Origin of the sequence: Streptomyces sp. HD (genome assembly GCF_028369295.1) — a bacterium.
In the GTDB taxonomy this organism is placed as follows: domain Bacteria; phylum Actinomycetota; class Actinomycetes; order Streptomycetales; family Streptomycetaceae; genus Streptomyces.
Map to the genome: position 1 here is coordinate 182,130 of NZ_JAQMYP010000008.1, position 26,225 is coordinate 208,354.

A 26,225-nucleotide genomic window follows, 5' to 3' on the forward strand; every position below is an offset into this window, starting at 1 on the left:
GGCTCAGCAGTAAGGCTTGGAGTCGGCCGCGAATCGCTTGAACGCGGCCCTGGTCTTCGGTCCGGCGATGCCGTCGATCTCGCCGTCGTAGCCCTGATGTGCCTTCATCGAACGCTGCAGCGCCATGATGGTGTTCTTGCCGACGATTCCGTCGATGCTGTCGTTGTAGCCCCAGTGCTGCTTGAGGTTGCGCTGCATCGCCTTCCAGCTGTTGGTGCCGAGCTGCCCGTCAAGGGCGCCGGTGTAGCCCCAGTAGTCCTGGAGCCAGCACTGGACGTACCTGGCCTCCGTGGTGCTCAGGCCGAGGTTGTTCACCGCGAGGACGGAGACCTCGGAGCTCACGGCCGGCCTCGCCTCCGCCGCGGCGAAGCTGGTGCCCGCGGTCGCGAGGCCTCCGGCGGCGAGGCCGACGGCGGCGCTGACACTGACGAGGGTCCTCGTCCAGATATTCGGTCGCATGGTGTTTCCCTCTCGCTCTGGGCCGGGTGGCGGCGCCTGCCGCCGGCTGGCGAGATCGAGAGTGCGGGGCGGGCTACGGGGGTTGCCACAGTTGCCGCAGAAGTGACGTCACCATGGGACGTCCCACCCGCTGACCAGCAAGGACGCCACTCTCCGGGACGCCAGGGCGGGACGGCTCCGGCATGCGATGGCCGATTCCTTACCGATGCGGGAACCGGCTCCCGGTACGGGCCGTGGATGCTGATGCAGAATGCGACCGGGCTGGGCCGCCGCTGACCACGGGGACCATGGGCCCGACCGTGAACGCGAGTGGGGGGAACATGTCGCGTTGGGCAGCGCTGCCCGCGGAACTTGATCCGCGCGTACGGCAGTTGGTGGTACGGCTGCGCCGACTGAAGGACCACAGCGGGCTGAGCCTGCGCCGGCTGGGGGCGAGAACGGGCTACAGCCCGAAGTCCTGGGAACGGTATCTGGGCGGCAGGTCGCTACCGCCCCGGGAGGCCGTCGAGGCACTGGCCGGGGTCGGGGGCGAGGATCCCACCCGGCTGCTGGCGTTGCACGAAATCGCCGAGGAGGCGTGGGGCAAGCGACGCGGGAACGGGACGGCGGCGGACGCGGACGTGTCGGAGCCGACTTCGGACGCGTCCGCACCGGAGCCGCCTGCGACAGCGCCGGAGATCCTGTCGGCCGAGGTCAACGGGGAGCGCTCGCCGGGAGGTTCGCTGCGCGTCGCGCTCGTGGCCGGGACCGTGGCACTGGTGCTGGCGGTCTCCACGGCGGTGCTTCTCGCCGTACGACTGTCCGGCGACGCGGGAGAAGGAACGGCGCCTCCCCTCTCGGCCGCCGCCGAACCGACCGCGTCCGACACATCTGACACGTCCAGCACTTCCAGCACATCCTCCGCACCCGCCACCACCACCGCACGGCCACCGGCGTCGGCCGCGCGGTCGGCGCCCTCGTACACATGCCGGGTCGAGCGGATCGACGGCCGCTGGTACACGGGCAACAGCCGCACTCAGGGCGCCATCCTGGCCGAGGGCCACGCCGGGCCCGAGGTGGCCGAGGCGCAGTGTCTGCTGCGCAGGGCGGGTATCCCGCCGGGGGCCGTGGACGGGATCTTCGGCCCGGTGACGGAACGCGCGGTCAGGCAGTTGCAGAAGCGGGCGGGTCTGGTCGTGGACGGCGTCATCGGCCCACACACCTGGAAGGTCCTACGGCGATGACGGCCCCGTCACCGGAACGGGCCCGGCTGGCCGACGCGCTACGGGACCTGAAGGCACGCACGGGTCTGAGCCTGGTCGGCCTCGCGACGAAGACGGCGTTCAGCAAGTCCTCCTGGGACCGCTACCTCAACGGCCGCACCCTGCCCCCACGCGAGGCGGTACAGGACCTGTGCCGCCTGGCCGGCGAGCCGGATGGGCGCTGCCTGGCGCTGTGGGAGATCGCGGAGGCGGAGGGGAGCGGGCGGGGCGGACGCCCACCGGACGGGACGCGCTCCGTATCGCCGGACACGTCCCCACCTCCCCCCGAGGCTCCGCCTCCGCCCCCGTCTCCCGCACCACCCCCTCCGGCCGTACACCGCACCGCGACTGTCGTGGCGGTACTCGCGTCGGTGTGCGCCGTGGCTGTCGGCAGCATGGCGGCGGTGGCCCTCCTGCTGCCGAACCGGGGCGACGAACCACGCTCGTCCGTGTCACCCGCCCCGGCCGCGGCCGCACCGCGCTGTCGGGGCGCGGCCTGCGAGGGCAAGAGCCCGATGCACATGAAGTGCGGCGGCTCACCGACCACCCTTGCCTCGCACCACACGGCCACCGGAGCCTGGCTGGAACTGCGCTACAGCGAGGAATGCGGCACCAGTTGGGCCCGGATGTGGGGGACGCGCATCGGCGACCGGATCGAGATGACGGCGAGCGGTCATGACGATCGCGAGGGCAGTGACGATCCGAACCGTCGTGACGATCCGAGCCGTCGTGACAATCCTCGGGGCCCCGTCCGCAGCGCCGAGGTCCAGAACGCCACCGACGCCGACTCCTACGTCTACACCCCCATGACCGCCTCCTGTCCGGGCGCCGTCGTCCGGGCCTGCTTCCGTCCCACGGCGGGCGGTAAGAGGGAATGTGTCGACGGTTCGGTGCCGAAGTGAGCGCGGGGCCCGTTGTCAGTGGCACCGCCTACAGTCACCGACATGGCGACACTTCCGAACCCCCTGCCGAAGCTGGCCACCGACATCACAGGCGCGGCCCTGGGCCTCCGACTCCCGCCCGGACGCCTCGTCGACGCGACCGACGAGGGCCCCTGGCACGAGCCCCTGCTGTGGCTCGCGGACGAACCGGCGGCACCCGGCGCCTGGACGGCACTGGAGCCGGCGCGGCGGACGGCGGGACTGCTGCCGGTCGTCATCGAGGCGGGCGGGAGCCAGGGCGACCCGGAGGGGTGGGAGTTGATGCCCGGGGAGATGTCGTACCCGGGGGATCACGACGCCGAGGAGGTGCTGGAGGACTTCTGGTACGAGTGCGCGGCACAGGAGGACGGGGAGCACACGGAGAACGGAGCGGACGGGGCGAACGCGGAGGACACGGAGGAGGGGGAGTGGCCCGGCCTGGCGGCGCCCCCCGCCACCACGGACTCCCCCGACCCGGACTCCCTGGCCACCGACATCGCTGACGCCCTGGTCGAGGACGGCGGCCCTCTGAAGGACCCGCGCCTCGCCCTGGTCCCGGCCCGCCGCAGCGCGGACATTCCGGCGGCGATCGGCTGGTCGGGCCCGATGAACCATGAGAACGACACGGCCCGCCTGTGCGCGGTGCTCCGCTCCTGGGAGGACCGCTTCGGCATACGGGTGGTGGCGCTCGGCTTCGACCACCTTCTCCTCTCGGTGGCGTCCCCGCCGACCACCCTGGCCGAGGCGGAGGCCGTGGCCGCCGAGCACTTCGCGTTCTGCCCGGACAACATCTGGCAGGGCAACGACACCACCCTCCGCGCCTACGCCGAGAACCAGCTCCTCAACCAGCCGGTCTGGCACTTCTGGTGGGACTGACACCCGTCCCCAACCCGTCCCCCAGCCTCCTCAGCCCTTCCCCGATCTCCTCCGGCGTCTGCGTCACGAAGCACAGTCGCAGCGTCGACCGGTCGGGCTCACCGGCGTAGAAGGGGGCGCCGGGGACGTAGGCGACGTCGTGCCGCACGACCTCCGGCAGCAGGGCGGTCGTGTCGTACGACTCCGGCAGCCGGGCCCAGACGAACATGCCGCCCTCCGGACGGTTCCAGGTCGAGCCGTCCGGCAGGGCGTCCGCCAGTCCCGCCAGCATGGCGTCGCGGCGTTCGCGGTAGACGTCCCGGACGCGGGCCACATGGGTGTCGAGGCCGGTGAGGTAGCGGGCGGCGGCGAGTTGGTTGACGGTCGGGGTGTGCAGGTCGGCGGCCTGCTTGGCGACCGCGCAGGCACGCCGCAGGGCGGCCGGCGCCCGCAGCCAGCCCAGCCGCAGACCGGGGGCCATCACTTTGGAGAAGGAGCCGAGCAGCACCGTACGGTCCTCGGCACCCGGGCAGGAGGCGATCCAGGGCACGCGCTCGCCGTCGTACCGCAGCTCGCCGTACGGGTCGTCCTCGACGATCCACACCCCGCACCGAGCGGCGACCTGAGCGACGGCCGCCCTGCGCTCGGCGGGCAGGGTCCGGCCGGTCGGGTTCTGGAAGGTCGGCACGGTGTAGAAGAGCTTCGGCCGCTCCCGCACCACCAGCTCCTCCAACGCCCGCGGGTCCACCCCGTCCGCGTCCCCCGGCACGGCCACGACCCGTGCTCCGCCCGACACCGCCCACCCCCGCCCCGGCCGTCCCACGCCACCTCACCGGGACAGACCATCTCCGCAGGTCAACGGCGGTCCCGCCACTCGGGCGTCCCGAATTCCCCGCCGAAGGTGGCGACGATGGCGGATGATCACGCAGGCTGGGGTCCGACCCCAACCCCCACCCACGGAGAGGGCCACCATGTCGGCGTCCGCACCCCCCGCCCGTCACCCCCGCGCCCGGCTGCTGGCCGCCACGCTGGTGGCCATCGCCGCGCTCACGCTCACCGCGTGCGAGGACGGCCAGGGCCTGCGCGACGAGGGCCCGTCGACCCCGACGAGCCCCACGGCGACGCAGTCCACGACGCCCCCGCCGTCGGAGGGCCGATGACAGTGCCCCGTACGCCCGTCACCGCGAGCCCCTGCCCGCCCGCCACCGCGAACCACCGCACGGCCGTCACCACGAGCCCCCGCACGGCCGTCACCACGAGCCCCCGCACGGCTGTCACCACGAGCCCCTGCCCGCCCGCCACCGCGAACCACCGCACGGCCGTCACCACGAGCCCCCGCACGGCCGTCACCGACAGACCGGCCGGCGCTGCTACCGCCCGAGCTTCTGCGCGGCCTCGGTCGCCCAGTAGGTGAGGATGTTGCGCGCACCCGCCCGCTTGATGCCGGTCAGCGCCTCAAGGATGGCCCGGTCCCGGTCGATCCAGCCCTTCTCGGCGGCGGCCTCGATCATCGAGTACTCGCCGGAGATCTGATAGGCGGCGACCGGCACGTCCACGGCGTCGGCGACCCGCGCCAGGATGTCGAGGTAGGGCCCGGCCGGCTTGACCATCACCATGTCGGCGCCCTCCTCCAGATCGAGGGCGAGCTCACGCAGGGACTCCCGCGCATTGGCGGGGTCCTGCTGGTACGTCTTGCGGTCACCCTTCAGCGACGAGCCGACGGCCTCCCGGAAGGGCCCGTAGAAGGCGGAGGCGTACTTGGCGGTGTAGGCGAGGATGGCGACATCCTCCCGCCCGATCTGGTCGAGGGCGTCCCGGACGACCCCGATCTGCCCGTCCATCATCCCGCTGGGCCCCACGACATGGGCCCCGGCGTCGGCCTGGACCTGTGCCATCTCGGCGTACCTCTCCAGGGTGGCGTCATTGTCGACGCGCCCTTCGGAGTCGAGCACTCCGCAGTGCCCGTGATCGGTGGTCTCATCGAGGCAGAGGTCGCTCATGACGAGCAGCTCGTCGCCCACCTCGGCCCGCACATCGCGGATGGCGACCTGCAGAATCCCGTCCGGGTCGGTACCGGGCGTCCCGAGGGCGTCCTTCTTGTCCTCCTCGGGCACCCCGAACAGCATGATCCCGGAAACACCGGCCTCGACGGCCTCGGCCGCGGCCTTCTTCAGGCTGTCCCGGGTGTGCTGCACGACCCCCGGCATGGCGGTGATCGGCACGGGCTCGCTGACGCCCTCGCGCACGAAGGCCGGGAGGATGAAGTCGGCGGGGTGCAGCCTGGTCTCGGCAACCATGCGCCGCATCGCGGGGGTGGTCCGCAGACGCCGCGGCCGCGTACCGGGGAAGGATCCGTACGTCGTCATGCCACCTACGCTACGCCCGCCCCGGCAGCACCTTTGCCGACTGGCCGTCGGGACGGCACGGGCGCGGACGACGGCCCGGAATGCGCCCTGCACACCCCCGGGTCCATGCTGAAGAGAAGCCCGAAGTACGGCCCTCAGGGCAGCCCCTGCCCCTCCTGACAGACACTAGGGAGGCCGCGATGACCGCCGCCACCCACCACAACACCCCCGACCTCTTCGCCCTCTCCGAGATCCACGGCCCGGTCCTGCGCCCCGGCGACGACGGCTACGCCGACGAGGTCACCGGCTTCAACCTGTCCGCGCTGCACACCCCCGAGGTGGTCGTGGGCGCGACGGGCGTGGACGACATAGTGCGGGCCCTGCGCTGGGCGTCGGCCACCGATACGCCGGTGGCGGTCCAGGCGACGGGCCATGGAGCGAACTTCCCCATCCCGTACGGTCTGCTGATCACGACGACCCGCATGACCGGGGTACGCATCGATCCGGACCGACGCGTGGCGACGGTCGAGGCCGGAGCGAAGTGGCGCGACGTCCTGAACGCGGCCGCACCACACGGCCTGGCCGCACTCTGCGGCACCTCCACGGACGCGGGCGTCGTCGGCTACACCCTGGGCGGCGGCCTGCCGGTCCTGGGCCGCACCTACGGCTACGCGGCGGACCTGGTCCGCTCCCTCCAGGTGGCCACCCCCGACGGCACCCTCCGCGAATGCGATCCCGACCAGGAACCGGAACTCTTCTGGGCACTGCGCGGAGGCAAGGGAAACGTGGGCGTGGTGACGTCCCTGACCTTCGACCTGCTCCCGCTCCCCCGGCTCCTGGGCGGCGGCATCTACTGCCGCGGCGAGCACGCGGAGGCACTGCTGACGACCTGGGAGGACTGGACGCACCAGGTCCCCGAGGAAATGTGCAGCGCGTTCACCCTCCTGCGTCTGCCGCCCCTCCCCCAGATCCCCGAGCCGTTGCGCGGCGGCTTCTGGGCCAGGGTGGCGATCGCCTGGACGGGAGACCCGGCGCAGGGCGAGAGCCTCCTGGCCCCCCTCCGCTCGGCGGCCCCGGTGTCGATCGACACGGTGGAGGACATGCCGTACACGGCAATGGACCGCATCTTCATGGAGCCCCAGGACCCGCTCCCCGCGAGGGAATGCTGCGCCCTGCTCCGCGGCCTGCCCCCGGACGCGATCCGCGCCTTCCTCTCCCAGGCAGGCCCGCAGGCCACCGACTTCGCCCTCCTGGCAGCGGAGATCCGCCATATGGGCGGGGCCCTGGCCCGCCCGGCCCGCCTGGAGGACGCGATCTGCGCCCGGGACGCGAACTACCTACTGGATTCGGTGGGCGTCCCGGCAACGCCACAAGCGGCCAAGGCGGTAGAGACAGCCACGACATCCCTCTACAAGGCGATGTCCCCCTACGGCACGGGCCGCACCATGATCAACATCCACGGCACCCCCGGCAACACCACCGACCGGGCCCGGGCCTGGACCCCCGAGGTCTACACCCGCCTACGCCAGGACAAGTCGACGTACGACCCCACCAACTTGCTCCGCTTCGGCCACACCATCACCCCGTCCGGCGTCTGACGCCCACACGCGCCTTCCAGCCCGTCCACCGTCTGACACCGAGCAGCGCCTTCAGCCCGTCCGACGTTCCTGACGCCCGCACGCTTCTTTCACCCCGTCCGGCGTTCCTGACGCCCGCACGCTTCTTTCAGCCCGTCCGGCGTTTGAGGACGAGGCCGTTCAGGCCGATGGGGGTCCAGGGGGCGGAGCCCCCTGGCGGGGTCGAAGGGGCGGAGCCCCTGGGGATGGGACGGGTAGGGGCGGCGGGGGCGAAACCCGCTGACGCGCACCCCCACCCCCCGCAACCGACGAACTACGTCGTGGACCGCCGCCGCCGAGCCCCCGGCCGCCGCTCACTGGGTCGAGTAACCGGATCCCCAGCCTCAACGGCCGCAGCCCGCCGCCGCAGCCCGAAGTCCGCCAACGCCTCGGCAAGCTTGTGCACGGACGGCTCCGGAGCCATCACATCCACCCGAAGCCCATGCTCCTCCGCGGTCTTCGCGGTGGCAGGCCCGATACAGGCGATCACCGTCACGTTGTGCGGCTTACCGGCGATCCCCACCAGATTCCGCACGGTCGACGACGAGGTGAAGAGAACGGCGTCAAAGCCACCCCCCTTGATCGCCTCCCGCGTCTCGGCCGGCGGCGGCGAAGCCCGCACGGTCCGATAGGCCGTGACGTCATCGACCTCCCAGCCCAGCTCGATGAGCCCGGCCACGAGGGTCTCCGTGGCAATGTCGGCCCGCGGCAGGAACACCCGGTCGATCGGATCGAAAACAGGGTCGTACGGCGGCCAGTCCTCAAGCAGCCCCGCAGCCGACTGCTCCCCCGAGGGCACCAGATCCGGCTTCACACCAAAGGCGATCAACGCCTTCGCGGTCTGCTCCCCCACCGCCGCGACCTTGATCCCGGCGAACGCCCGCGCATCGAGCCCGTACTCCTCGAACTTCTCCCGCACGGCCTTGACCGCGTTCACCGAGGTGAAGGCGATCCACTCGTACCGCCCGGTCACGAGCCCCTTCACGGCCCGCTCCATCTGCTGGGGCGTCCGCGGCGGCTCGACGGCGATCGTCGGCACCTCGTGCGGCACGGCCCCGTACGACCGCAACTGGTCGGAGAGCGAAGCCGCCTGCTCCTTCGTGCGCGGCACGAGCACCCGCCACCCGAAGAGCGGCTTGGACTCGAACCACGACAACTGCTCACGCTGAGCAGCAGCGGACCGCTCACCGACCACGGCTATCACCGGCCGCCCGCCCTCCGGCGAGGGCAGCACCTTGGCCTGCTTCAGCGTCTGGGCGATCGTCCCCAGGGTCGCCGTCCAGGTCCGCTGCCGAGTGGTCGTACCGGCAACGGTGACGGTCAACGGCGTATCGGGCTTGCGCCCCGCGGAGACCAGCTCACCCGCGGCCGCGCCCACGGAGTCCAGCGTCGTCGACACGACGACGGTCCCGTCCGAAGCCCCGACCTCGGTCCAGCACCGGTCCGAAGCGGTACGCGCGTCCACGAACCGCACGTCCGCGCCCTGCGCGTCCCGCAGCGGCACACCGGCGTACGCGGGCACGCCCACGGCGGCGGCCACACCCGGCACGACCTCGAACGGCACGCCGGCCGCGGCGCACGCCAGCATCTCCTCGGCGGCGTACGTGTCGAGCCCGGGATCCCCGGACACCGCACGCACGACCCGCCTGCCGCCGCGCGCAGCCTCCATGACAAGATGTGCCGCATCCCGCACCGCGGGTAGCCCAGCGGTTGTTGACGCGCCGTCAACAACCGCCAGTTGAGGCGTGCCTGTGCCCGGGACGGCGTCCGAATCGGGACCCGTGTCCGTATGCACTTCGGCGACGCCCTGTCTGGCGTGCTGGCGTACCACGTCGAGCACCTCGTGCTCGGCGACGAGTACGTCTGCGTTCGCCAGCGCCTCGACTGCGCGCAGGGTTAGTAGCCCCGGATCCCCGGGTCCGGCACCTAGGAAGGTGACGTGCCCGTGTTCAAGGCCGGCGGGAAGGGTGGTGGGGCTCACTGTGCTCGCTCCCCCATCAGACCGGCCGCGCCCTGGGCAAGCATCTCGGTAGCGAGTTCGCGACCGAGCGCCAGCGCTTGGTCGTGCGTCTCGGGCACGGGACCGGTGGTGGACAGCTGCACCATCCGCGTGCCGTCGGTCGTACCGACGACGCCGCGCAGGCGCATTTCCTTGACAATCTGCCCGTCGGCCAGCAGGTCGGCCAGCGCGCCCACAGGGGCGGAGCAGCCGGCCTCCAGGGCGGCGAGCAGTGATCGCTCGGCGGTCACGGCGACCCGGGTGAACGGGTCGTCGAGCTCGCCGAGCGCGGCGACGAGGTCCGCGTTGCCCGCGGTGCACTCGATCGCCAGGGCCCCCTGGCCGGGGGCGGGCAAAACCGTGTCGACCGACAGGAAGTCGGTCACTTCGCCGATGCGTCCGATGCGGTTCAGGCCGGCCGCGGCCAGCACGACCGCATCCAGCTCACCGTCGCGCACGTACCGGATCCGGGTGTCCACGTTGCCGCGGATCGCCACGGCCTCGATGTCCAGTCCGTGGCTGCGCGCGTACGCGTTCAGCTGTGCCATCCGGCGCGGCGAACCCGTGCCGATGCGCGCCCCGCGCGGCAGGTCGGTGAACTTCAGCGCGTCCCGCGCGACGATCACGTCCCGCGGATCCTCCCGCTCGGGAACGGCCGCGAGGGTCAGCTCCGCGGGCTGCGCGGTCGGCAGGTCCTTGAGGGAGTGCACCGCGAAGTCGACCTCGCCATTGAGGAGCGCGTCGCGCAGGGCGGTGACGAACACACCGGTGCCGCCGATCTGCGCGAGGGCCTCGCGCGAGACATCGCCGTACGTGGTGATCTCGACGAGCTCGACGGGCCGTCCGGTCACCCTGCGCACGGTGTCCGCGACCTGCCCGGACTGGGCCATGGCGAGCTTGCTGCGCCGGGTGCCGAGCCGTAGTGGCTGCTGAGTCATCGTGGGCCTCGGTTCTTCTCGGTGCTGTCCTCGGCACGGGAGACGGAGGCCACCGTCTCCTGATCGAGGTCGAACAGGGTCCGCAGGGCATCCGCGTACCCGGCGCCGCCGGGCTCGGCCGCGAGCTGCTTGACCCGCACGGTCGGGGCGTGCAGCAGCTTGTCGACGACACGCTTGACGGTCTGCGTGATCTCGCCGCGGTGCTTGTCGTCGAGGCCCGGCAGCCGGCCTTCCAGTCGGGCGATCTCGCTCGCCACGACATCGGCGGCCATCGCGCGCAGGGCGACGACGGTGGGCGTGATGTGTGCGGCCCGCAGCGCCGCCCCGAAGGCCGCGACCTCGTCGGAGACGATACGGCGGACCTGGTCGACGTCGGCCGCCATCGGAGCGTCGGCGGAAGCTTCCGCCAGCGACTCGATGTCGACCAGCCGCACCCCGGCCAGCCGGTGCACGGCCGCGTCGATGTCGCGGGGCATGGCGAGGTCGAGCAGGGACAGCGTCGGCGCGAGACGGGGGGCCTCGGCGACCGGTTCGGGCTTGCGGCGCTCGGGGATGCGGCCGACGGTGGCCACGGTCGCGGCGAGCGCGGTGATCAGCTCGGCATCCGCCTCGGGGTTGCGCCGGGCGGCCTCACGCCGGTCGACGGCACTGCCGGCCGCCCACGCCGCGTGCTGCTCCAGCGTGGCCGCGTCCATCCCGGCGACGGCGGCCTCGCCGAGCACAGAGAAACCTCCCTGCACGGCGGCGATGTCCAGCGGACAGTTCTCGTCGGTGCCGACGCTGGTGGGCGGCAACGGGGTCTGCCGTACGTCGGTGGAGTCGGCGGCGGTCCTGGCGGCCGGCGCCTTGGCCGTCGTACGACCGCTGTCACCCGCCTCCTCGAAGGCGACCGGCCGACCGGTACGGCCCTCCACCGCGGCGGCGACCTCCTCGGCCGTGAGGACCAGGCCGGTCGCTCCGGTGCAGGAGACGGCGACATCGGCACGTGTCAGCTCGACCGGCACCGACTCCATCGGTACCGCGCGGGCCAGCACGTCCGTGCCGTCGGCCTCGGTGAGGCGCTGTCCATATTGCTCTCCGAGCAGGGCCGCCAGCCGCTCGGCGCGGTCCTGCGTCCGGTTGGCGACGACGATCTCGGCGACCCCGGCCCGCGCGAGCGTGGCCGCGGCCAGCGAGGACATCGAACCGGCGCCGATGACCAATGCCTTCTTGCCGCGGGCCCACGCCGTGACGTCGGCGCCGTCGGCCAGCTGCTCCAGGCCGAAGGTGACCAGTGACTGTCCGGCCCGGTCGATGCCGGTCTCGGAGTGGGCGCGCTTGCCGACCCGCAGGGCCTGCTGGAACAGGTCGTTCAGCAGCCGCCCGGCGCTGTGCAGCTCCTGGGCCTTGGCGAGGGAGTCCTTGATCTGCCCGAGGATCTGCCCCTCGCCGACGACCATGGAGTCGAGCCCGCAGGCCACCGAGAACAGGTGGTGGACGGCCCGGTCCTCGTAATGGACGTAGAGGTACGGCGTGAGCTCATCCAGCCCCACCCCGCTGTGCTGGGCGAGCAGCATGGACAGTTCGGCGACACCGGCGTGGAACTTGTCGACGTCGGCGTACAGCTCGATGCGGTTGCAGGTGGCCAGCACGGCGGCCTCGGCGGCCGGTTCGGCGGCGACCGTGTCCTGCAGCAGCTTGATCTGGGCGTCCGCGCCGAGCGCGGCCCGCTCCAGGACGCTGACCGGGGCGCTGCGGTGGCTCAGCCCCACGACGAGGAGACTCATGCCGGCATCACGGCGGGTACGTCCCCGTCCGGCCCCTGATCGGCGGAGTCGTCAGACCCCTCACGGGTGGCGGCGGCCGGTCCGGCGCCGTCGGAGTGGGCCTCCTCGCCGGCCTTGCGCTGCTCGTGGAAGGCGAGGATCTGCAGCTCGATCGAGAGATCCACCTTGCGTACGTCGACGCCCTCCGGGACGGACAGCACGGTCGGCGCGAAGTTCAGGATGGAGGTGACGCCAGCGGCCACGAGCCGGTCGCAGACCGGCTGGGCGGCACCGGCGGGGGTGGCGATGACACCGATGGACACGCCGTTGTCCTGGATGATCTTCTCCAGGTCGTCGGAGTGCTGCACGGGAATGCCGGCGACAGGCTTGCCCGCCATGCCCGGGTCGGCGTCGATGAGCGCGGCGACCCGGAAGCCGCGGGAGGCGAACCCGCCGTAGTTGGCGAGAGCGGCGCCGAGGTTACCGATACCGACGATCACAACCGGCCAGTCCTGGGTGAGCCCCAGCTCACGGGAGATCTGGTAGACGAGATATTCGACGTCGTAGCCGACACCGCGCGTTCCGTACGACCCCAGGTACGAGAAGTCCTTGCGCAGCTTCGCGGAGTTGACCCCCGCCGCGGCCGCGAGCTCCTCGGAGGAGACCGTGGGTACCGAGCGCTCCGACAATGCGGTCAGCGCACGGAGGTACAGCGGAAGCCGGGCGACGGTGGCCTCGGGAATCCCTCGGCTGCGGGTCGCCGTTCGGTGAGTTCGGCCAGTTGCCACGGTGCTCCTGCGGGTAGAGCGGGACTGCCGGCGGTCAGTCGTCCCCAGACCGCCCCGTCGAATGCAGGCTATGTCTTTGTGAACGCGTGCACAAAGATGGTGTCCGATTTGCCCGCCCAACGTGACCGGGCTCACGCACGCCCGGCGCACTGGTGTGGAACCGGCGCACACGCACCACCGTTCCTCATCTCCTGGGGGCAAAACCGCACACTCTCCTCAACGATCCCCGCCCCCGAGACCAAGTCGCCGTCGATCCTAAGCCAGTTTCCGGCTCAGTTGGACTGGTCGGTCAGTGCTTTGGGTTACTCGGTCAGGGCTTTGCGGAGGCGATCTTCGTTCACGCGCCAGAAGGTGTGCTGGGCGCCGTCGACGAGGACGACGGGGATCTGTTCCCAGTACTGATCGTGGAGTTGGGGATCCTGCGTGATGTCTTTCTGCTCCCACGGAACCCCGAGATCCCCACAGACCTCCTCAATGACGATCTGTGCGTCATCACACAGATGGCAGCCGGGCTTACGGATGAGTGTGACGAGCCGGTCCTGGGGGGACTTGGCCGCGCCGCGACGAAAGAAGGGGCTCATGTCAGCCATTCTCGCGCGCCGGGGGCGGAGAGGTCTGTGGCGCGGACCCCCGAAACCACCAGGGAAGCGGACGGCGCCCGGCGCGCCGAATCAGTTCTTTAACGACACGGTCGCGGAGAGTTCACAGCCTTCAAACCTCTCGACTCCGGAAGCACCGAACAAACTGGCTATGCTCACGGTCATGGCCGCTCTTGGATGGCTCACTCCCCGTAGGCGCTCCGCCACGGCGCGGAGCGTGTTGGCTGGCGAGGCCTCGGCGGAGGCAGCGCGCAAGTCGTCGCAGGAAGCGACGGAGGTGTCCGACGCCGAACCGGACTTCCCGGTGCTCGGCGACGAGAAGGCCGCGGCCTTCTTCGACCTGGACAACACCGTGATGCAAGGTGCTGCCCTCTTCCACTTCGGTCGGGGCCTGTACAAACGGAAGTTCTTCGAGACCCGCGACCTCGCCAGGTTCGCCTGGCAGCAGGCGTGGTTCAGGCTGGCGGGCGTCGAGGACCCGGAGCACATGCAGGAGGCGCGCGACTCGGCGCTGTCCATCGTGAAGGGCCACCGGGTCTCCGAGCTGATGTCGATCGGCGAGGAGATCTACGACGAGTACATGGCCGAGCGCATCTGGCCGGGCACCCGCGCGCTCGCCCAGGCGCACCTGGACGCGGGCCAGCGGGTCTGGCTGGTCACCGCCGCCCCCGTGGAGATCGCCCAGGTGATCGCACGCCGTCTCGGCCTGACCGGTGCCCTGGGCACGGTGGCGGAGTCGGTGGACGGCGTCTACACCGGCAAACTGGTCGGCGAGCCGCTGCACGGCCCGGCGAAGGCGGAGGCACTCCGTGCCCTGGCCGCCGCGGAGGGCCTGGACCTCTCGCGCTGCGCCGCCTACAGCGACTCCCACAACGACATCCCGATGCTCTCCCTCGTCGGCCACCCCTACGCCATCAACCCCGACACCAAACTCCGCAAACACGCACGCCACCTCGACTGGCGCCTCCGCGACTACCGCACCGGCCGAAAGGCAGCAAAGGTCGGCATCCCCGCGGCAGCCGGCGTGGGAGCGGTCGCCGGCGGCACAGCAGCAGCAATCGCCCTCCACAGACGCCGGCGGTAACTGACGCGGGCCGGGCTGAGGCCGGGCGGGACATGCGGTGCGCCTGCGGGGCCTGTGCGGCCGGGCGGGAGTACGCGGTGAGCCTGCGGGGCCTGTGCGGCCGGGCCGGGGCACGCGTTGATACCCGCGCGCCTATGGGATCCGGCGGGGCACGCGGTGCGCCTGCGGGAGCTGTGCGGCCCGGCGGGGGCACGCGTTGATACCCGCGCGCCTATGGGATCCGGCGGGGCACGCGGTGCGCCTGCGGGAGCCGTGCGGCCCGGCGGGGGCACGCGTTGATACCCGCGCGCTGTGGCGCTGAGTGGGAGTACGCGTTGAGCCTGCGGCAGCCTGTGCAGCCGAGTGGGGGCCGCGTTGATACCCGCGACGGCCTGTGCGGCCAGGTAGAGGGACGCCTTTAATGCCTGCGGCAGCCTGTGCGGCTGAGTGGGGGCGTGCGTAGCGCCTGCCGGTGCGTTGTGGGTCGGGGACGTGTCGGGGGGTGTCCGTCCTCGGACCGGCGGCTGGGGTACGGCCAGGAGGTGCTGCGTGTTGACGCCGGCCACTGCGGGCGGACACCCCCCGACACGTCCCCTTCCCGCCGTACGCGACTGCTCCGCCACGGGGGTACGCGCCGCATCGGCCTAGGGAGCGCTACCCCGAAGCCGCCCCCCGCCCCGGCACGGGCTCCGACGTTTCGCCGGGCAGCCCATTCGTCACCAGCGCACGAACCGGACACCGCTCCACCCCCCGCCCACTCAACAGCCCGCCAATCTCCCAGCCCCGGGCCCACCTTCCAGCCCACCCGACGCCCGAGAAGGCAGCCCGCCCCTAACCCCCACCCCCCAGGCAACCCACTGCCTCCCACCCCCGGCCCACCCTTCAGCCCGTCCGGCGTTTGAGGACAAGGCCCCTTGAGGGCCGGAGCGGGGGCTGGGGCGGCAGCCCCGGTGGGGTGCAGGGGTGGAGCCCCTGGCGGGGTTGAAGGGGCGGAGCCCCCTGGGGATGGGACGGGTAGGGGCGGCGGGGGCGAAGAAAGGGGGACGGGAGTTGACCACGCCGGGCCGCACGGCCAATCCGCACCTCATACCCCCTCACCCCCCTGTCCAGTCACCTTGGCTGCACACGGCCACAACACGCCCCGGAGTCAGCCGGAACACGAGCGACTTCGATCAACAACCGGTCACTCTGCGGCACTTGATCGACCGTCAATCGGTTACAGAAGCGACGCAATCGATGATTTGAGCAACTGGGCGTAGCAGCGCCTGCACGAAGCGTTATTCTCCTCAGACGCAAACCGGTACCCCTCCGTCGCTACGACGGGTGAACGGTCCCGCACTGCACGTGATGGAAGCTCTGCCTCTGGGAGTCCCGTGTACCCACACGTCGGGGTTGACGCCTCGGGCCTGGCTACGCTGCGCGCAACGGTCCGAGACCTGTTGCGCGGCTTCGTCCCCACCGCGTACGCCGTCCCCGCCCTCGCCGTAACCACCGCACCCGTAGGCCCGTGCTACGCACTCGCCGACGGAAGCGCCGCCGCCGTCGGCAGACGAGGGCGCTCGACCAGCGCGACGACCGCCCGGCGGCCCGCCGCCGACAGCGACAGCGCTCGCATGATGGATCTCGTAGAACGCGCGCAGGCCGGCGAGGCCGACGCGTTCGGCCGACTCTACGACCAGTACAGCGACACCGTTTATCGCTACATCTACTACCGCGTCGGAGGGAAGGCCACCGCCGAGGACCTGACGAGCGAGACCTTTCTGCGGGCACTCCGCCGCATCGGCACGTTCACCTGGCAGGGCCGCGACTTCGGCGCATGGCTCGTCACGATCGCCCGCAACCTCGTCGCCGACCACTTCAAGTCCAGCCGTTTCCGACTGGAGGTGACCACCGGCGAGATGCTCGACGCCAACGAGGTCGAGCGCTCCCCGGAGGACTCCGTCCTCGAATCACTCTCCAACGCCGCCCTCCTGGAGGCCGTACGACGACTCAACCCGCAACAGCAGGAGTGCGTCACCCTCCGATTCCTCCAGGGCCTGTCCGTCGCCGAGACGGCCCGCGTCATGGGCAAGAACGAGGGCGCGATCAAGACCCTCCAATACCGAGCCGTACGTACGCTCGCCCGCCTCCTCCCGGACGACGTGCGCTGAACACGCCGCCCGCCCACCCCCACCGAATCGACACGCTCCGCAACCTCCAACTCACTGTAAGTGAAAGTCTGTTGACTCCGCGGTCTGTTCATCCGCCGTCCGTAACCCAAGTGCCGAGCCGCTCGTTGTGCGGGATGCAGGCTCCCTGTGGTCACTCCCTGGCCGACTTCGACCACTCGATCGTGTGGTCGTGGTCAGGGCGTGCAACCCTCAGGACCCCCTGGGGAGTCGACCGTCATCACGAGAGGAGGTGCCGCCAGTGATCGCGAACGTATCGGCACACCGGCGGGCGAACGCCTTCGCCCAGGCCCTGGAGGAGCAGGCCGACCAGGGCCCGGCGGCCGATGAGGCCGAGCAGCCCGATGGATCGGCACCGGCACCGGCTGCTGCGGAACCAACCGAGCAGAGGCGCCTGTTGGCCCTCACCGAGAGTCTCGGCGAGCTGCCCAAGCCCGTGCTGGACCCCGAGGTCAAGGTCGTCCAGCGCGCCCAGCTCGTGGCCGCGATGGAGGCCATGCTGCAGGAGGGCACCACGGGAGGCGAGGCAGGACCCGCCCTGCCGGAACAGCGTTCGGACCGGGCCCCCGGGGCTCACCGAGCGTCACCGCTGGGCAAGTTGCGGCCCCGTTCCCGTCTCGCCAAGGGCCTGACAGCGGGCGGACTCAGCGTCGGAGTCGCCGCCGGAGCCTTCGGCGGAGTCGCCGCCGCGAGCAATGACGCCCTGCCCGGCGACTCGCTCTACGGCCTCAAGCGCGGCATCGAGGACTTCAAGCTCAACATCCTGGCCAACGGCGACGACGAACGCGGCCGCAGCTACCTCGACCAGGCCTCCACCCGGCTGAACGAGGCCCGTCGGCTGATGGAGCGCGGCCGCAGCGGACAGCTCGACCATGAATCGCTCACCGAGATCCGCCGCGCCCTGTCCGGCATGCAGCACGACGCCTCGGAAGGGCACCGACTACTGCGCGAGGCCTACGAGCGCGACCCGAACTCCCTGGGCCCCATCCAGGCCCTCTCCGCCTTCTCCCGCTCGCACCGCGCGGCCTGGGGCAGCCTCCGCCAGCGGCTTCCCCTCCAGCTCGGGGACGTCAGTGACCGGGTGTCGTCGGTGTTCGACGCCATAGACGAAGACGTCTCCCCACTGGAGTCCCTGCTCCCGCAGCCACCGACAGGCAGCGGCGACGGCAAACGGCGGGACGGCTCCGGCTCGTCGTCCACCGGTTCCTCCGGCTCCGACCGGTCGGCACGCCCCAGCGCCGGCGGCAGCGGCTCCTCCGAGGGCGGCCGGTCCAGCAGCCCCAGCAAGTCGGCCGAGGGCTCCGGCAGCGAGAACGAGGGGCTGCTCGGCGGTAACACCGGCGGCCTGCTCGACCCGCCGAAGGACACCAGCAGCTCCGGCACCTCACCGTCCACCTCGACACCGACCACCGAGCCCGCCGTCACCCTCCCGCCGCTCCTCCCGGGCCTCCTGCCCGGCCTGGGCATCGACGGCGAGGACGCCGGCTAGCCGCCGTAGGGCAGAGAAGAGAGTCGTACGACGACGGGGCGCCCCCCTGCTGCAGGGGGCGCCCCGTCGTCGTACGTGGTGCAAACGTTTCTTCCGTCAAACGTTTCTTCGTCGGAATGCGTCAGAAGAAGACCGACCGGCGCTGCACCAGCAGCTTGTACAGCGTGTGCTGGATCTGCTCCCTGACCTGGTCGGTCAGGTTGAACATCAGCATCGGGTCCTCGGCGGCCTCCGGAGGGTAGCCGTCCGTCGGGATCGGCTCGCCGAACTGGATCGTCCACTTCGTCGGGAGCGGGATTCCACCCAGCGGGCCCAGCCACGGGAAGGTCGGCGTCAGCGGGAAGTACGGGAAACCCAGGAGGCGGGCCAGCGTCTTCGCGTTGCCGATCATCGGGTAGATCTCCTCGGCCCCGACGATCGAGCACGGAATGATCGGGGTGCGCTTGCGCAGGGCCGTGGAGACAAAGCCGCCGCGGCCGAAACGCTGGAGCTTGTAGCGCTCGCTGAACGGCTTGCCGATGCCCTTGAAGCCCTCCGGCATGACGCCGACCAATTCGCCCTGCCCGAGCAGCCGCTCGGCGTCCTCGGCGCAGGCGAGGGTGTGGCCCAGCTTGCGGGCGAGTTCGTTGACCACCGGCAGCATGAAGACCAGGTCGGCGGCGAGCAGCCGTAGATGCCGGCCCGCCGGATGGTGGTCGTGCACGGCGACCTGCATCATCAGGCCGTCCAGCGGCAGCGTCCCGGAGTGGTTGGCGACGATCAGCGCGCCGCCCTCGGACGGGATGTTCTCGACGCCCTTCACCTCGACCCGGAAGTAGTTCTCGTACACCGGGCGCAGCAGGGACATCAGGACCTGGTCGGTGAGCTCCTCGTCGTACCCGAAGTCGTCGACGTCGTAGTCCCCGGTGAGGCGGCGGCGCAGGAAGGCCAGGCCGCTCGCGATGCGTCGCTCCAGGCCGCCTTCCTGCTGCGGCTTCTGGGGCGGCTGTTCCTCACGTGTCACAGGAACATCATCCTGCGCGAAGGACCGTCCGGGGAGGGGCTGGACCTCGCGTACCAGCGCGGATTCACCGCTCTTGCGCCGGCTCCCCACGCTCCGCCGCCGCGACGGCCGTTGCACGGCGCTTCCGCGGGACCGATCGTCGTCGAACGGAATGACCTTGGCGTCCGCCATCGTTGATGCGCTCCTCAGTTGGCGCTCTGCGTCGGGGGGTGGCCGCCGCCCAGCAGGGGCAGCGCGGCGATCCGGTCGACGGCCCCCGCAAGGGCCTCCGGCGGCAGCAGACCCGGTCCGCGGCTGCGCGCGAACTCGGCGAAGGTCTCCGCCGTCGTGAACTTCGGCTTGAATCCGAGCGTCTCTCGCATCTGGTCCGTCGCCACGACCCGGCCGTGTGTGAGCAACCGGATCTGCTCGGGTGAGAAGTCCGACATGCCCAGCGTACGCACCATGGATCCCGCCCAGGTGACCGCGGGGAGCAGAAGCGGCACGGTCGGGCGGCCCAGCCGTCGGGAGCACTGCGAGAGCAGCAGGACGCCGTCGCCGGCGATGTTGAAGGTGCCGCTGTTGAGCGTTCCCCGCTCCGGTTCGTGCGAGGCGATGCGCAGCACCTCGATCACGTCGTCCTCGTGGACGAACTGCAGCCGCGGGTCGTAGCCGAACACGGTCGGCAGGACCGGCAGCGAGAAGTACGAGGCGAGCGGTGTGTCCGCGGTCGGCCCGAGGATGTTGGCGAACCTCAGCACGCACACGGCGACATCGGGCCTGCGCCGCGCGAACCCGCGCACATAGCCCTCCACCTCGACCGTGTCCTTGGCGAAGCCGCCGCTGGGCAGGGACTTGGGCGGGGTGGTCTCGGTGAACACGCCCGGATCACGAGGTGCGGAGCCGTACACGTTCGTACTCGACTTCACGACCAGCCGCTTGACGGTGGGGGACTTCTGGCAGGCGCCGAGCAGCTGCATCGTCCCGATGACGTTGGTCTCCTTGACCGTGGTCCGGCTGCCGCTGCCCAGCGCCGTTCCCGTCACATCCATGTGTACGACGGTGTCGGCGCCGCTCTCGGCCAGTACCCGCGCGATGGTGGGCTGCCGGATGTCGGCCTGGATGAAGTCGGCACCCCCCAGATGGTGCTCGGGCGGTACCGCGTCCACGGCGACCACCCGGTCCACTTCCGGGTCTCGCTGGATCCGTCGTACGAACCGGCCCCCCAGTTGACGGGCCACTCCGGTCACGAGCACGACCTTGCCCAAGATCAGCGCCTTCCTTCCAGCACTCGTATCCCAGCCGAGTTCCCCGTGTACGGCCAACTTAGCGGGTCGGTGTTGCGCTGTGATGACCACCCAATGCATGAAGTGACGAGAATTCCATGCGTACGACCGGACGGATCAGTTTCCGGTCCAGGCATACGCACATGATCCGACCCCTCGCACATCACGTCGAAACACGTGTGGCCCCCCACCGGGTGTGGTGGGGGGCCACAATCACGCCGCTTCCGCGGCGCCGCTTACTTCTTGTTGCGACGCTGGACGCGCGTGCGCTTGAGCAGCTTGCGGTGCTTCTTCTTGGCCATCCGCTTGCGCCGCTTCTTAATAACAGAGCCCACGACTACCCTCGCTCACTTCTCATCACTCGGCGTTGGGCGCCATGGGCCCACACGACCTACGAGGGGCTAGCCTACCCGCCCGAGCGCTGAGGTCGTAATCGAGGGGGCGAGGGTGAATCCTGAACAGCCCTGAGGATCCCTCCCCGCCCTCTGCCGTCAGGCGGTTTCCACCCCCACGTAACTCTCGCGGAGGTATTCGTGCACCGCTTGCTCGGGGACGCGGAAGGACCGCCCCACCCGGATCGCGGGCAGATGACCACTGTGCACCAGCCGGTACACGGTCATCTTCGACACTCGCATCACCGAGGCGACTTCCGCCACGGTAAGGAACTGAACCTCGTTCAGAGGCCTCTCGCCAGCTGCAGCCATGACACACCTGAACCTTCCGCACTCGACGGCCACCGGCTTCCCCTTCCGGTGACTCTTCGTCGTTGCGTGCTCACTCCCCAATGTAGGGGCGGGTGATGCGAGTGGGGAAGAGGTGCACCCATCGGCGGCCTACTGTGACAGACACGCTCGATTGAGTACGTAGCGGGTAAGCGGCCGGTAGTAAACAGACCGCACAGCGTCATCAAGTGGAACGACGGCGGACACGACCCCCTCGGCCTCCCCCACAAAGAGCGCGGGGTCATTCGTATCGGCCAGCCCAATGGCCTCAAACCCCAGCTGACCTGCCCCGCAGACCCAACCGTGATCCCCGATCACCAGCTCCGGCAACGGCCCGCCGGCCTCTGCCGCGGCGGCGAGCGCGGTGCGAACCGGGAGGGGTGAATGCGTGTGTGCGCCGGTCTCACGCCCGGTGCTCGGAGCGCCGGGTTCCTGCACCAACGCGACTCCTCGTACGTAGCCAAGGTTGTACGTGCGTAGGCCGAACCGGGTCGTTATGTCGACACAGTGACCATGCGCGGGGGTGAGGACGGCACACCCCGCCGCCGACAACGCGTCCGCCAAGGCGGCGTAGAACCCGAGCAGCCGATGCGGATGCCCGGTGCCGATCAGCACCGGAGCGCCCCGCCGGGCGGCCGCGCCGATCCGATCGGCGAAGGCATCCAGACCATCCAGCGTCCGGTCAGGGTCGATCACATCAAGGCCGGAAGTGCACGCCGGATCGGCCGAAACCCCACACTTGTCCGCCATCAGCGCGACCAAATCCCGCTGCCTCCAGGTCCATTCAGGATCAAGCCCGATCAGCACCCGAGGATCACGAGCCGCGAAGAGCCGATAGCTCCGAAGACTCACCTCCCGCGACGTCGCCACGACCCCGGCAAGCCGAGCAGCCAGAAGATGAGCACGAAGCGCTCCACGACTCAACACGTCAGCGATCGTGACGGATGGGACGGCACGCGGACCGGGGGAACGCGAAAACACCGCACAGTTGGGCTAACCCAGCCTCATTCAGCCCGTCCGGCGTTTGAGGACAAGGCCCTTTCGGGGCCGAAGCGGGGCCTGGGGCGGCGGGGTCGAGACACCCTCAGCTCCCCGCCCCACTCCCACCTAGGCCAACAACCCCCGCAGCGGAAACACAGCCTTACGAGTAGCCAGCACCGCCTGATCCAGCCGATCCGCAGGGTCGTACCCTGCCTCCCACCCGGCCCAGGCCACAGGCCACCGCCCATCAGTCATCCGCGCCGGCCCCAACTGCCGAGTCCGCGCAAAGACCTCCTGCCGCCACCCCTCCGGAATCATCGCCTCCGGCTCAATGGGCCGCCCCGCGGCAATCCCCACCAAATGCGTCCACGACCGCGGCACAACCTCCACCACGGCATATCCACCCCCACCCAGAGCAACCCACTTCCCGTCGGAGTACTCATGCGCCAGGTCATGACACGCCACCTGCACAGCCCGCTGCGCATCCAACGAAACAGCAAGGTGCGCCAACGGATCCTCGAAGTGCGTGTCAGCCCCATGCTGAGTCACCAAAACCTGAGGCCGGAAATCGGCAAGCAACTCCGGCACCACGGCATGAAACGCCCGCAGCCATCCCGCATCCCCGGTCCCCGCCGGCAGCGCCACATTCACGGCCGCCCCCTCCGCACCCTCGGCCCCGGTCTCCTCCGGCCACCCGGTCTGCGGAAACAACGTACGAGGATGCTCATGCAGCGAGACCGTCAGAACCCGCGGATCCTCCCAGAACGCCGCCTGCACCCCATCCCCGTGATGCACGTCGACATCGATGTAGGCGACCCGCTCGGCCCCCAACTCCAACAACCGCGCAATGGCCAGCGACGCGTCGTTGTAGATACAGAACCCCGAGGCACCCCCGGGCATCGCATGATGCAGCCCACCCGCGAAGTTCACCGCATGCAGCGCATCTCCCCGCCACACGGCCTCCGCAGCCCCCACCGACTGCCCCGCGATGAGCGCGGACACCTCATGCATCCCGGCGAACGCGGGATCGTCCAAGGTCCCGAGCCCGTACGACTGATCCGCCACCCCCGGATCCACCGACGCCGCCTTCACGGCCTCGATGTAGTCCTCCCGATGAACCAGCCGCAACGTCGAATCTCCCGCCGGCTGCGCCGCTACGACATCCACGTCCTTGTCCAGCCCGAAGGCATCGACGAGTCTCCTGGTCAGCGCGAGCCGGACCGGGTCCATCGGATGGTCCCGGCCGAAGTCATAGCCCGTTACTGCCTCGTCCCACATCAGCTGTGCGCGGCCGCTCATGCCCGCCACCGTATCGGTCCGATTGAGCGGCGAACGACCGGGCGTACACGAGCGTCACCAGCACCAACACCATCGGCACAAGCATCGCCCCGCGATAACTCCACGCATCGCCCAGCGCCCCCACCAACGGCGAACCGATCAAAAACCCCACGTAATTGAACACATTGAGCCGCGCAACAGCCGTATCCGAAGCCCCCGGAAACAGCCGCCCCGCCGCCGCGAACGTCTGCGGCACCAGCACACACAACCCGATCCCCAGCAGCGTGAACCCCACCATCCCGACCCACGCCCCCGGCGCCCCGGCCACCACCGCGAACCCGCCGGCAGCCACCAGCGCCCCCATCCGCACCACCACAACGGCCCCGAACCGCCGTACCCCGATGTCCCCGATGGCCCGCCCCAGCAACGTGGTGACCATATAGACGTTGTACGGCACGGTCGCCAGCTGCTCCGAACTCCCCAACACGTCCTGCAGATACTTCGCACTCCAGTTGGAGACGGTGGAATCCCCGATATACGCGAAGGTCATCACGAGGCACAGCGGCAACAACATCCTGAAGACGACAGGCCCGCTCTCTCCTGAGCCCGCCGATCCCTCCAAGCCTCCCGAGTCCACCACGACGCCCCCGGCACCGCCCCCACGGCCCTGATCGACGTACCACCGACTCCCCACCAGCACGGCCGGCAACAACACCACGACAACCGGCAGATACGACACCACCAGCGCCAGATCCCAGTGCGCCCCCACCCACGCCAGCGACGCCCCCACAATCCCACCCAGGCTGTACGCCGCATGAAAGCTGAGCATGATGCTGCGCCCGTACGACCGCTGCAGACTCACCCCGAGCATGTTCATCGAGGCGTCGAGCGCCCCCACAGCCAGCCCGAACGCGGCAAGCGCGACCGCCAGCTCGACCGTCCGCTCCCCGGCCCCGGCCCCGAGCAGCGCCAGGAGCACAACGGGCTGGGACCACCGCAGCAGCCGGCTCGGCGGTATTCGCTTCACCAGCCGCTCGGTCGTCACACTTCCGACCCCGGCCAGAATCGGCACGGCGGCGAGGAACGCGGGCAGCAGCGCGTCAGAGACCCCGTACCGGTCCTGAATGGCCGGAATCCGGGTCACGAGCAGCGCAAAGGCAACACCCTGAGCGAAGAAGCTGAACGCCAACGAGGCCCTACCGCGCCGCAGCACATCAGTCATGGCGGCGAGCGTAGGGCCCCGGACTACCTGTGGGTAGATCCAGCCAAAGATGAATTTCCCTCAGCTTTACGGGTGCCGCCTCAGGCGGCCACGCCAACGTCCGACCTCGCGGCGGCCTCGGCCACCTTCACCTCGGCAATGAGCAGCCGTGCCATGGGCTCGACGGCGATGACCCGACTGACCACGAAGGCCAGCGCCATGGCACCGACCAGGACGACGGACCCGAGCCACACCATCGTGTCCACCGGCACCGTGTAGGCACCCACGACCCGCACCGCACACTCGGCAAGCAGTACGACACCCCACACAACGGAGAAGGCCCGCTCCGCCCGCAGAAACGCACCGGACCCTGTGGCGCCCCCACCCGCCAGCCGATCCCACGCGGCCTGCCTGGCCGGATCCCCCTGCACCAGGAAGGGCTTGAACCCCTCGGTCATCATCGGCCGCCGCAGCGCCACCGACACCAGGATCGCGATCCCGATCGTGCTGCTGACCCCGCTGTCCTTGGCAAGCATCAGCCTCGGATCACCGGACACGAAGCTGAGCAGCAACGACACCACGTTCACGACCAGGATGAGCGCGGCGAGCCCGTTGGCCCTCCGCTCCTGGACCGCACACCACAACGTCCGGACAGCCGGCACCACACTGCTCAGGGCAAGCGCCGTGAACGTGCTCGCCCCGAAGCCGTCCTTGAAGAGGTAGTACGAACCAACGGGCACGGCCACATCCACGACCAGCCCCCCGAAGGCATTCCGCTTGCTCGCCGTCCTGCTCGTCTTCGTCGTCATGCCCTCAGGTTCTCGCCCGGCCGGGGTCCGCCAGTAGAAACGATCGTCCCGAGCTCGGCATGACAAATGTCAGACCAGCAGGTCGCCCAACTCACGCATGTCCGAGAAGAGTTGAGTGGCGCCGACAAGCCTGTCGGCAGGCGTCATGGCGGTGAACCCACAGACATCCATCCCGGCCGCGACAGCCGCCTGGACCCCCAGCGGACTGTCCTCGACGACGACACACCGCTCCGGCGCGACACCCATCCGCTCGGCCGCGTACAGAAACAGATCAGGAGCCGGCTTCCCCCGCCCCACATCCTGCGAACTGAAGACCCGCCCGTCGTCGAAGAACCGCTCAAGCCCTGTCGTCCGATGCCCCACCCGAATCCGCTCATGGCTCCCGGACGAGGCCACGCAGTACGCCACCCCATCCCCGACCAGCTTCTCCAGCACGTCCTCGACGCCGCCCACAGCTTTCAGCTCCCGCTCGAACGCGGCGAACACGCGCGCATGAAAGACATCGTCGAAGTCCTCCGGCAGCCGCTCCCCGGTCCGCTCCAGCACCAGCTCGTGAATCCGGTGCATCGCCGATCCCATGTAGTCCCGGATGGAGTCCTCGTACGACGTCGGGTGCCCCAGCTCAGTGAGGTACGCGGCGAGGTGCCGGTTGGAAATGGGTTCGCTGTCGACGAGCACACCGTCGTTGTCGAAGATGATGAGGTCATAGCGCATACATGCGAGCCTAATTGGTTGGAGTAC

Annotated in this window: 24 protein-coding genes and 1 pseudogene; 8 read left to right on the forward strand and 17 right to left on the reverse strand. The window is 70.2% G+C overall.

The window, feature by feature from the left end:
• Positions 1 to 3: 3 nt before the first annotated feature.
• Positions 4 to 459: a peptidoglycan-binding domain-containing protein gene (locus POF73_RS10965; RefSeq protein WP_272114393.1), complete on the reverse strand. Its 456-nt coding sequence runs from the start codon at positions 457 to 459 to the stop codon at positions 4 to 6.
• Between the two features lie 320 nt (positions 460 to 779).
• Here POF73_RS10965 and POF73_RS10970 point away from each other — a divergent pair, with 320 nt between their 5' ends.
• Genes POF73_RS10970 through POF73_RS10980 form a run of 3 tightly spaced genes read left to right on the forward strand, consistent with a single transcriptional unit; the run spans position 780 to position 3,496 of the window.
• Positions 780 to 1,682 carry a peptidoglycan-binding protein gene (locus tag POF73_RS10970; RefSeq protein WP_272114394.1) on the forward strand — a complete coding sequence of 301 codons (903 nt, stop codon included), beginning with the start codon at positions 780 to 782 and terminating at the stop codon, positions 1,680 to 1,682.
• Positions 1,679 to 2,602 carry a helix-turn-helix domain-containing protein gene (locus tag POF73_RS10975; protein WP_272114395.1) on the forward strand — a complete coding sequence of 308 codons (924 nt, stop codon included), beginning with the start codon at positions 1,679 to 1,681 and terminating at the stop codon, positions 2,600 to 2,602. The genes POF73_RS10970 and POF73_RS10975 overlap by 4 nt, the downstream gene beginning before the upstream one ends.
• Positions 2,603 to 2,644: 42 nt before the next feature.
• Positions 2,645 to 3,496 (forward strand): DUF4253 domain-containing protein, encoded by an 852-nt coding sequence (locus tag POF73_RS10980; protein ID WP_272114396.1) that lies wholly within the window; start codon positions 2,645 to 2,647, stop codon positions 3,494 to 3,496.
• Here the strand turns inward: POF73_RS10980 and POF73_RS10985 are convergent.
• Positions 3,462 to 4,262, reverse strand: a pseudogene (locus POF73_RS10985) (aminotransferase-like domain-containing protein); the annotation flags it as partial. The gene POF73_RS10980 and the pseudogene POF73_RS10985 overlap by 35 nt on opposite strands.
• A 184-nt stretch (positions 4,263 to 4,446) precedes the next feature.
• Here POF73_RS10985 and POF73_RS10990 point away from each other — a divergent pair.
• On the forward strand, positions 4,447 to 4,635 hold the full coding sequence (locus POF73_RS10990) for a hypothetical protein (protein ID WP_272114397.1): 189 nt from the start codon (positions 4,447 to 4,449) through the stop codon (positions 4,633 to 4,635).
• Positions 4,636 to 4,845: 210 nt separating this feature from the next.
• Here POF73_RS10990 and hemB read toward each other — a convergent pair whose 3' ends face one another.
• A complete protein-coding gene (hemB, locus tag POF73_RS10995; RefSeq protein WP_272114398.1) occupies positions 4,846 to 5,841 on the reverse strand; it encodes a porphobilinogen synthase in 996 nt (331 codons plus the stop codon).
• A 179-nt stretch (positions 5,842 to 6,020) separates the two neighbouring features.
• On the opposite strand from hemB, the gene POF73_RS11000 reads away from it, so the two are divergent.
• The gene (locus POF73_RS11000) at positions 6,021 to 7,418 is read left to right on the forward strand and encodes an FAD-binding oxidoreductase (protein WP_272114399.1); all 1,398 of its coding nucleotides are present in this window, start codon (positions 6,021 to 6,023) and stop codon (positions 7,416 to 7,418) included.
• 292 nt (positions 7,419 to 7,710) lie between these two features.
• Here POF73_RS11000 and POF73_RS11005 read toward each other — a convergent pair whose 3' ends face one another.
• From POF73_RS11005 to POF73_RS11025, 5 genes are all read right to left on the reverse strand, one after another.
• On the reverse strand, positions 7,711 to 9,417 hold the full coding sequence (locus tag POF73_RS11005) for a bifunctional uroporphyrinogen-III C-methyltransferase/uroporphyrinogen-III synthase (protein ID WP_272114400.1): 1,707 nt from the start codon (positions 9,415 to 9,417) through the stop codon (positions 7,711 to 7,713).
• Positions 9,414 to 10,373 carry a hydroxymethylbilane synthase gene (gene hemC / locus POF73_RS11010; RefSeq protein ID WP_272114401.1) on the reverse strand — a complete coding sequence of 320 codons (960 nt, stop codon included), beginning with the start codon at positions 10,371 to 10,373 and terminating at the stop codon, positions 9,414 to 9,416. Before hemC ends, POF73_RS11005 begins: the two co-directional genes overlap by 4 nt.
• Positions 10,370 to 12,139, reverse strand: a complete 1,770-nt coding sequence (locus POF73_RS11015) for a glutamyl-tRNA reductase (RefSeq protein ID WP_272114402.1) — start codon at positions 12,137 to 12,139, stop codon at positions 10,370 to 10,372. The genes hemC and POF73_RS11015 overlap by 4 nt, the downstream gene beginning before the upstream one ends.
• Positions 12,136 to 12,906, reverse strand: coding sequence for a redox-sensing transcriptional repressor Rex (locus POF73_RS11020; protein WP_272114403.1), 771 nt, complete (start codon positions 12,904 to 12,906; stop codon positions 12,136 to 12,138). The genes POF73_RS11015 and POF73_RS11020 overlap by 4 nt, the downstream gene beginning before the upstream one ends.
• A gap of 302 nt (positions 12,907 to 13,208) precedes the next feature.
• Positions 13,209 to 13,496, reverse strand: a complete 288-nt coding sequence (locus POF73_RS11025; protein ID WP_272114405.1) for a glutaredoxin family protein — start codon at positions 13,494 to 13,496, stop codon at positions 13,209 to 13,211.
• A gap of 172 nt (positions 13,497 to 13,668) precedes the next feature.
• Here POF73_RS11025 and POF73_RS11030 point away from each other — a divergent pair, with 172 nt between their 5' ends.
• The 3 genes from POF73_RS11030 to POF73_RS11040 all read left to right on the forward strand — a co-directional run bounded on the left by POF73_RS11030 (position 13,669) and on the right by POF73_RS11040 (position 18,225).
• Positions 13,669 to 14,589, forward strand: coding sequence for an HAD family hydrolase (locus tag POF73_RS11030; protein WP_272114406.1), 921 nt, complete (start codon positions 13,669 to 13,671; stop codon positions 14,587 to 14,589).
• 1,352 nt (positions 14,590 to 15,941) lie between these two features.
• Positions 15,942 to 16,718: an ECF subfamily RNA polymerase sigma factor, BldN family gene (locus POF73_RS11035; protein ID WP_272114407.1), complete on the forward strand. Its 777-nt coding sequence runs from the start codon at positions 15,942 to 15,944 to the stop codon at positions 16,716 to 16,718.
• A gap of 259 nt (positions 16,719 to 16,977) precedes the next feature.
• On the forward strand, positions 16,978 to 18,225 hold the full coding sequence (locus POF73_RS11040; RefSeq protein WP_272114408.1) for a DUF5667 domain-containing protein: 1,248 nt from the start codon (positions 16,978 to 16,980) through the stop codon (positions 18,223 to 18,225).
• Between the two features lie 121 nt (positions 18,226 to 18,346).
• Here POF73_RS11040 and POF73_RS11045 read toward each other — a convergent pair whose 3' ends face one another.
• The 9 genes from POF73_RS11045 to POF73_RS11085 form a co-directional block, all read right to left on the reverse strand.
• Positions 18,347 to 19,399 carry a lysophospholipid acyltransferase family protein gene (locus tag POF73_RS11045; protein ID WP_272114409.1) on the reverse strand — a complete coding sequence of 351 codons (1,053 nt, stop codon included), beginning with the start codon at positions 19,397 to 19,399 and terminating at the stop codon, positions 18,347 to 18,349.
• Between the two features lie 14 nt (positions 19,400 to 19,413).
• Positions 19,414 to 20,475 (reverse strand): NAD-dependent epimerase/dehydratase family protein, encoded by a 1,062-nt coding sequence (locus tag POF73_RS11050; protein ID WP_272114410.1) that lies wholly within the window; start codon positions 20,473 to 20,475, stop codon positions 19,414 to 19,416.
• 254 nt (positions 20,476 to 20,729) lie between these two features.
• Complete coding sequence (locus POF73_RS11055) at positions 20,730 to 20,828, reverse strand: 30S ribosomal protein bS22 (RefSeq protein ID WP_003948845.1); 99 nt, start codon at positions 20,826 to 20,828, stop codon at positions 20,730 to 20,732.
• 156 nt (positions 20,829 to 20,984) lie between these two features.
• A complete protein-coding gene (locus POF73_RS11060; protein WP_004984898.1) occupies positions 20,985 to 21,197 on the reverse strand; it encodes a helix-turn-helix domain-containing protein in 213 nt (70 codons plus the stop codon).
• A 129-nt stretch (positions 21,198 to 21,326) separates the two neighbouring features.
• Positions 21,327 to 22,142, reverse strand: coding sequence for a phosphatase (locus POF73_RS11065; RefSeq protein ID WP_272114417.1), 816 nt, complete (start codon positions 22,140 to 22,142; stop codon positions 21,327 to 21,329).
• Between the two features lie 180 nt (positions 22,143 to 22,322).
• Positions 22,323 to 23,495 (reverse strand): acetoin utilization protein AcuC, encoded by a 1,173-nt coding sequence (locus POF73_RS11070; protein WP_272114418.1) that lies wholly within the window; start codon positions 23,493 to 23,495, stop codon positions 22,323 to 22,325.
• The gene (locus tag POF73_RS11075) at positions 23,446 to 24,696 is read right to left on the reverse strand and encodes an MFS transporter (protein ID WP_272114419.1); all 1,251 of its coding nucleotides are present in this window, start codon (positions 24,694 to 24,696) and stop codon (positions 23,446 to 23,448) included. Before POF73_RS11075 ends, POF73_RS11070 begins: the two co-directional genes overlap by 50 nt.
• A gap of 80 nt (positions 24,697 to 24,776) precedes the next feature.
• Positions 24,777 to 25,484, reverse strand: a complete 708-nt coding sequence (locus POF73_RS11080) for a VC0807 family protein (RefSeq protein ID WP_272114420.1) — start codon at positions 25,482 to 25,484, stop codon at positions 24,777 to 24,779.
• 69 nt (positions 25,485 to 25,553) lie between these two features.
• A complete protein-coding gene (locus tag POF73_RS11085; RefSeq protein WP_272114428.1) occupies positions 25,554 to 26,198 on the reverse strand; it encodes an HAD family hydrolase in 645 nt (214 codons plus the stop codon).
• Positions 26,199 to 26,225 lie beyond the last annotated feature (27 nt).

Bases quoted from the DNA above. Each gene is read 5' to 3' on its own strand.
- POF73_RS11085 (WP_272114428.1), bottom strand. From the start codon at position 26,198: ATGCGCTATGACCTCATCATCTTCGACAACGACGGTGTGCTCGTCGAC.
- POF73_RS10980 (WP_272114396.1), top strand. From the start codon at position 2,645: ATGGCGACACTTCCGAACCCCCTGCCGAAGCTGGCCACCGACATCACA.
- POF73_RS11070 (WP_272114418.1), bottom strand. From the start codon at position 23,495: ATGAGCGGCCGCGCACAGCTGATGTGGGACGAGGCAGTAACGGGCTAT.
- hemC (WP_272114401.1), bottom strand. From the start codon at position 10,373: ATGACTCAGCAGCCACTACGGCTCGGCACCCGGCGCAGCAAGCTCGCC.
- POF73_RS11045 (WP_272114409.1), bottom strand. From the start codon at position 19,399: ATGGCGGACGCCAAGGTCATTCCGTTCGACGACGATCGGTCCCGCGGA.
- POF73_RS11080 (WP_272114420.1), bottom strand. From the start codon at position 25,484: ATGACGACGAAGACGAGCAGGACGGCGAGCAAGCGGAATGCCTTCGGG.
- POF73_RS10990 (WP_272114397.1), top strand. From the start codon at position 4,447: ATGTCGGCGTCCGCACCCCCCGCCCGTCACCCCCGCGCCCGGCTGCTG.
- POF73_RS10965 (WP_272114393.1), bottom strand. From the start codon at position 459: ATGCGACCGAATATCTGGACGAGGACCCTCGTCAGTGTCAGCGCCGCC.
- POF73_RS10975 (WP_272114395.1), top strand. From the start codon at position 1,679: ATGACGGCCCCGTCACCGGAACGGGCCCGGCTGGCCGACGCGCTACGG.
- POF73_RS10970 (WP_272114394.1), top strand. From the start codon at position 780: ATGTCGCGTTGGGCAGCGCTGCCCGCGGAACTTGATCCGCGCGTACGG.
- POF73_RS11025 (WP_272114405.1), bottom strand. From the start codon at position 13,496: ATGGCTGACATGAGCCCCTTCTTTCGTCGCGGCGCGGCCAAGTCCCCC.
- POF73_RS11060 (WP_004984898.1), bottom strand. From the start codon at position 21,197: ATGGCTGCAGCTGGCGAGAGGCCTCTGAACGAGGTTCAGTTCCTTACC.
- POF73_RS11000 (WP_272114399.1), top strand. From the start codon at position 6,021: ATGACCGCCGCCACCCACCACAACACCCCCGACCTCTTCGCCCTCTCC.
- POF73_RS11015 (WP_272114402.1), bottom strand. From the start codon at position 12,139: ATGAGTCTCCTCGTCGTGGGGCTGAGCCACCGCAGCGCCCCGGTCAGC.
- POF73_RS11075 (WP_272114419.1), bottom strand. From the start codon at position 24,696: ATGACTGATGTGCTGCGGCGCGGTAGGGCCTCGTTGGCGTTCAGCTTC.
- POF73_RS11030 (WP_272114406.1), top strand. From the start codon at position 13,669: ATGGCCGCTCTTGGATGGCTCACTCCCCGTAGGCGCTCCGCCACGGCG.
- hemB (WP_272114398.1), bottom strand. From the start codon at position 5,841: ATGACGACGTACGGATCCTTCCCCGGTACGCGGCCGCGGCGTCTGCGG.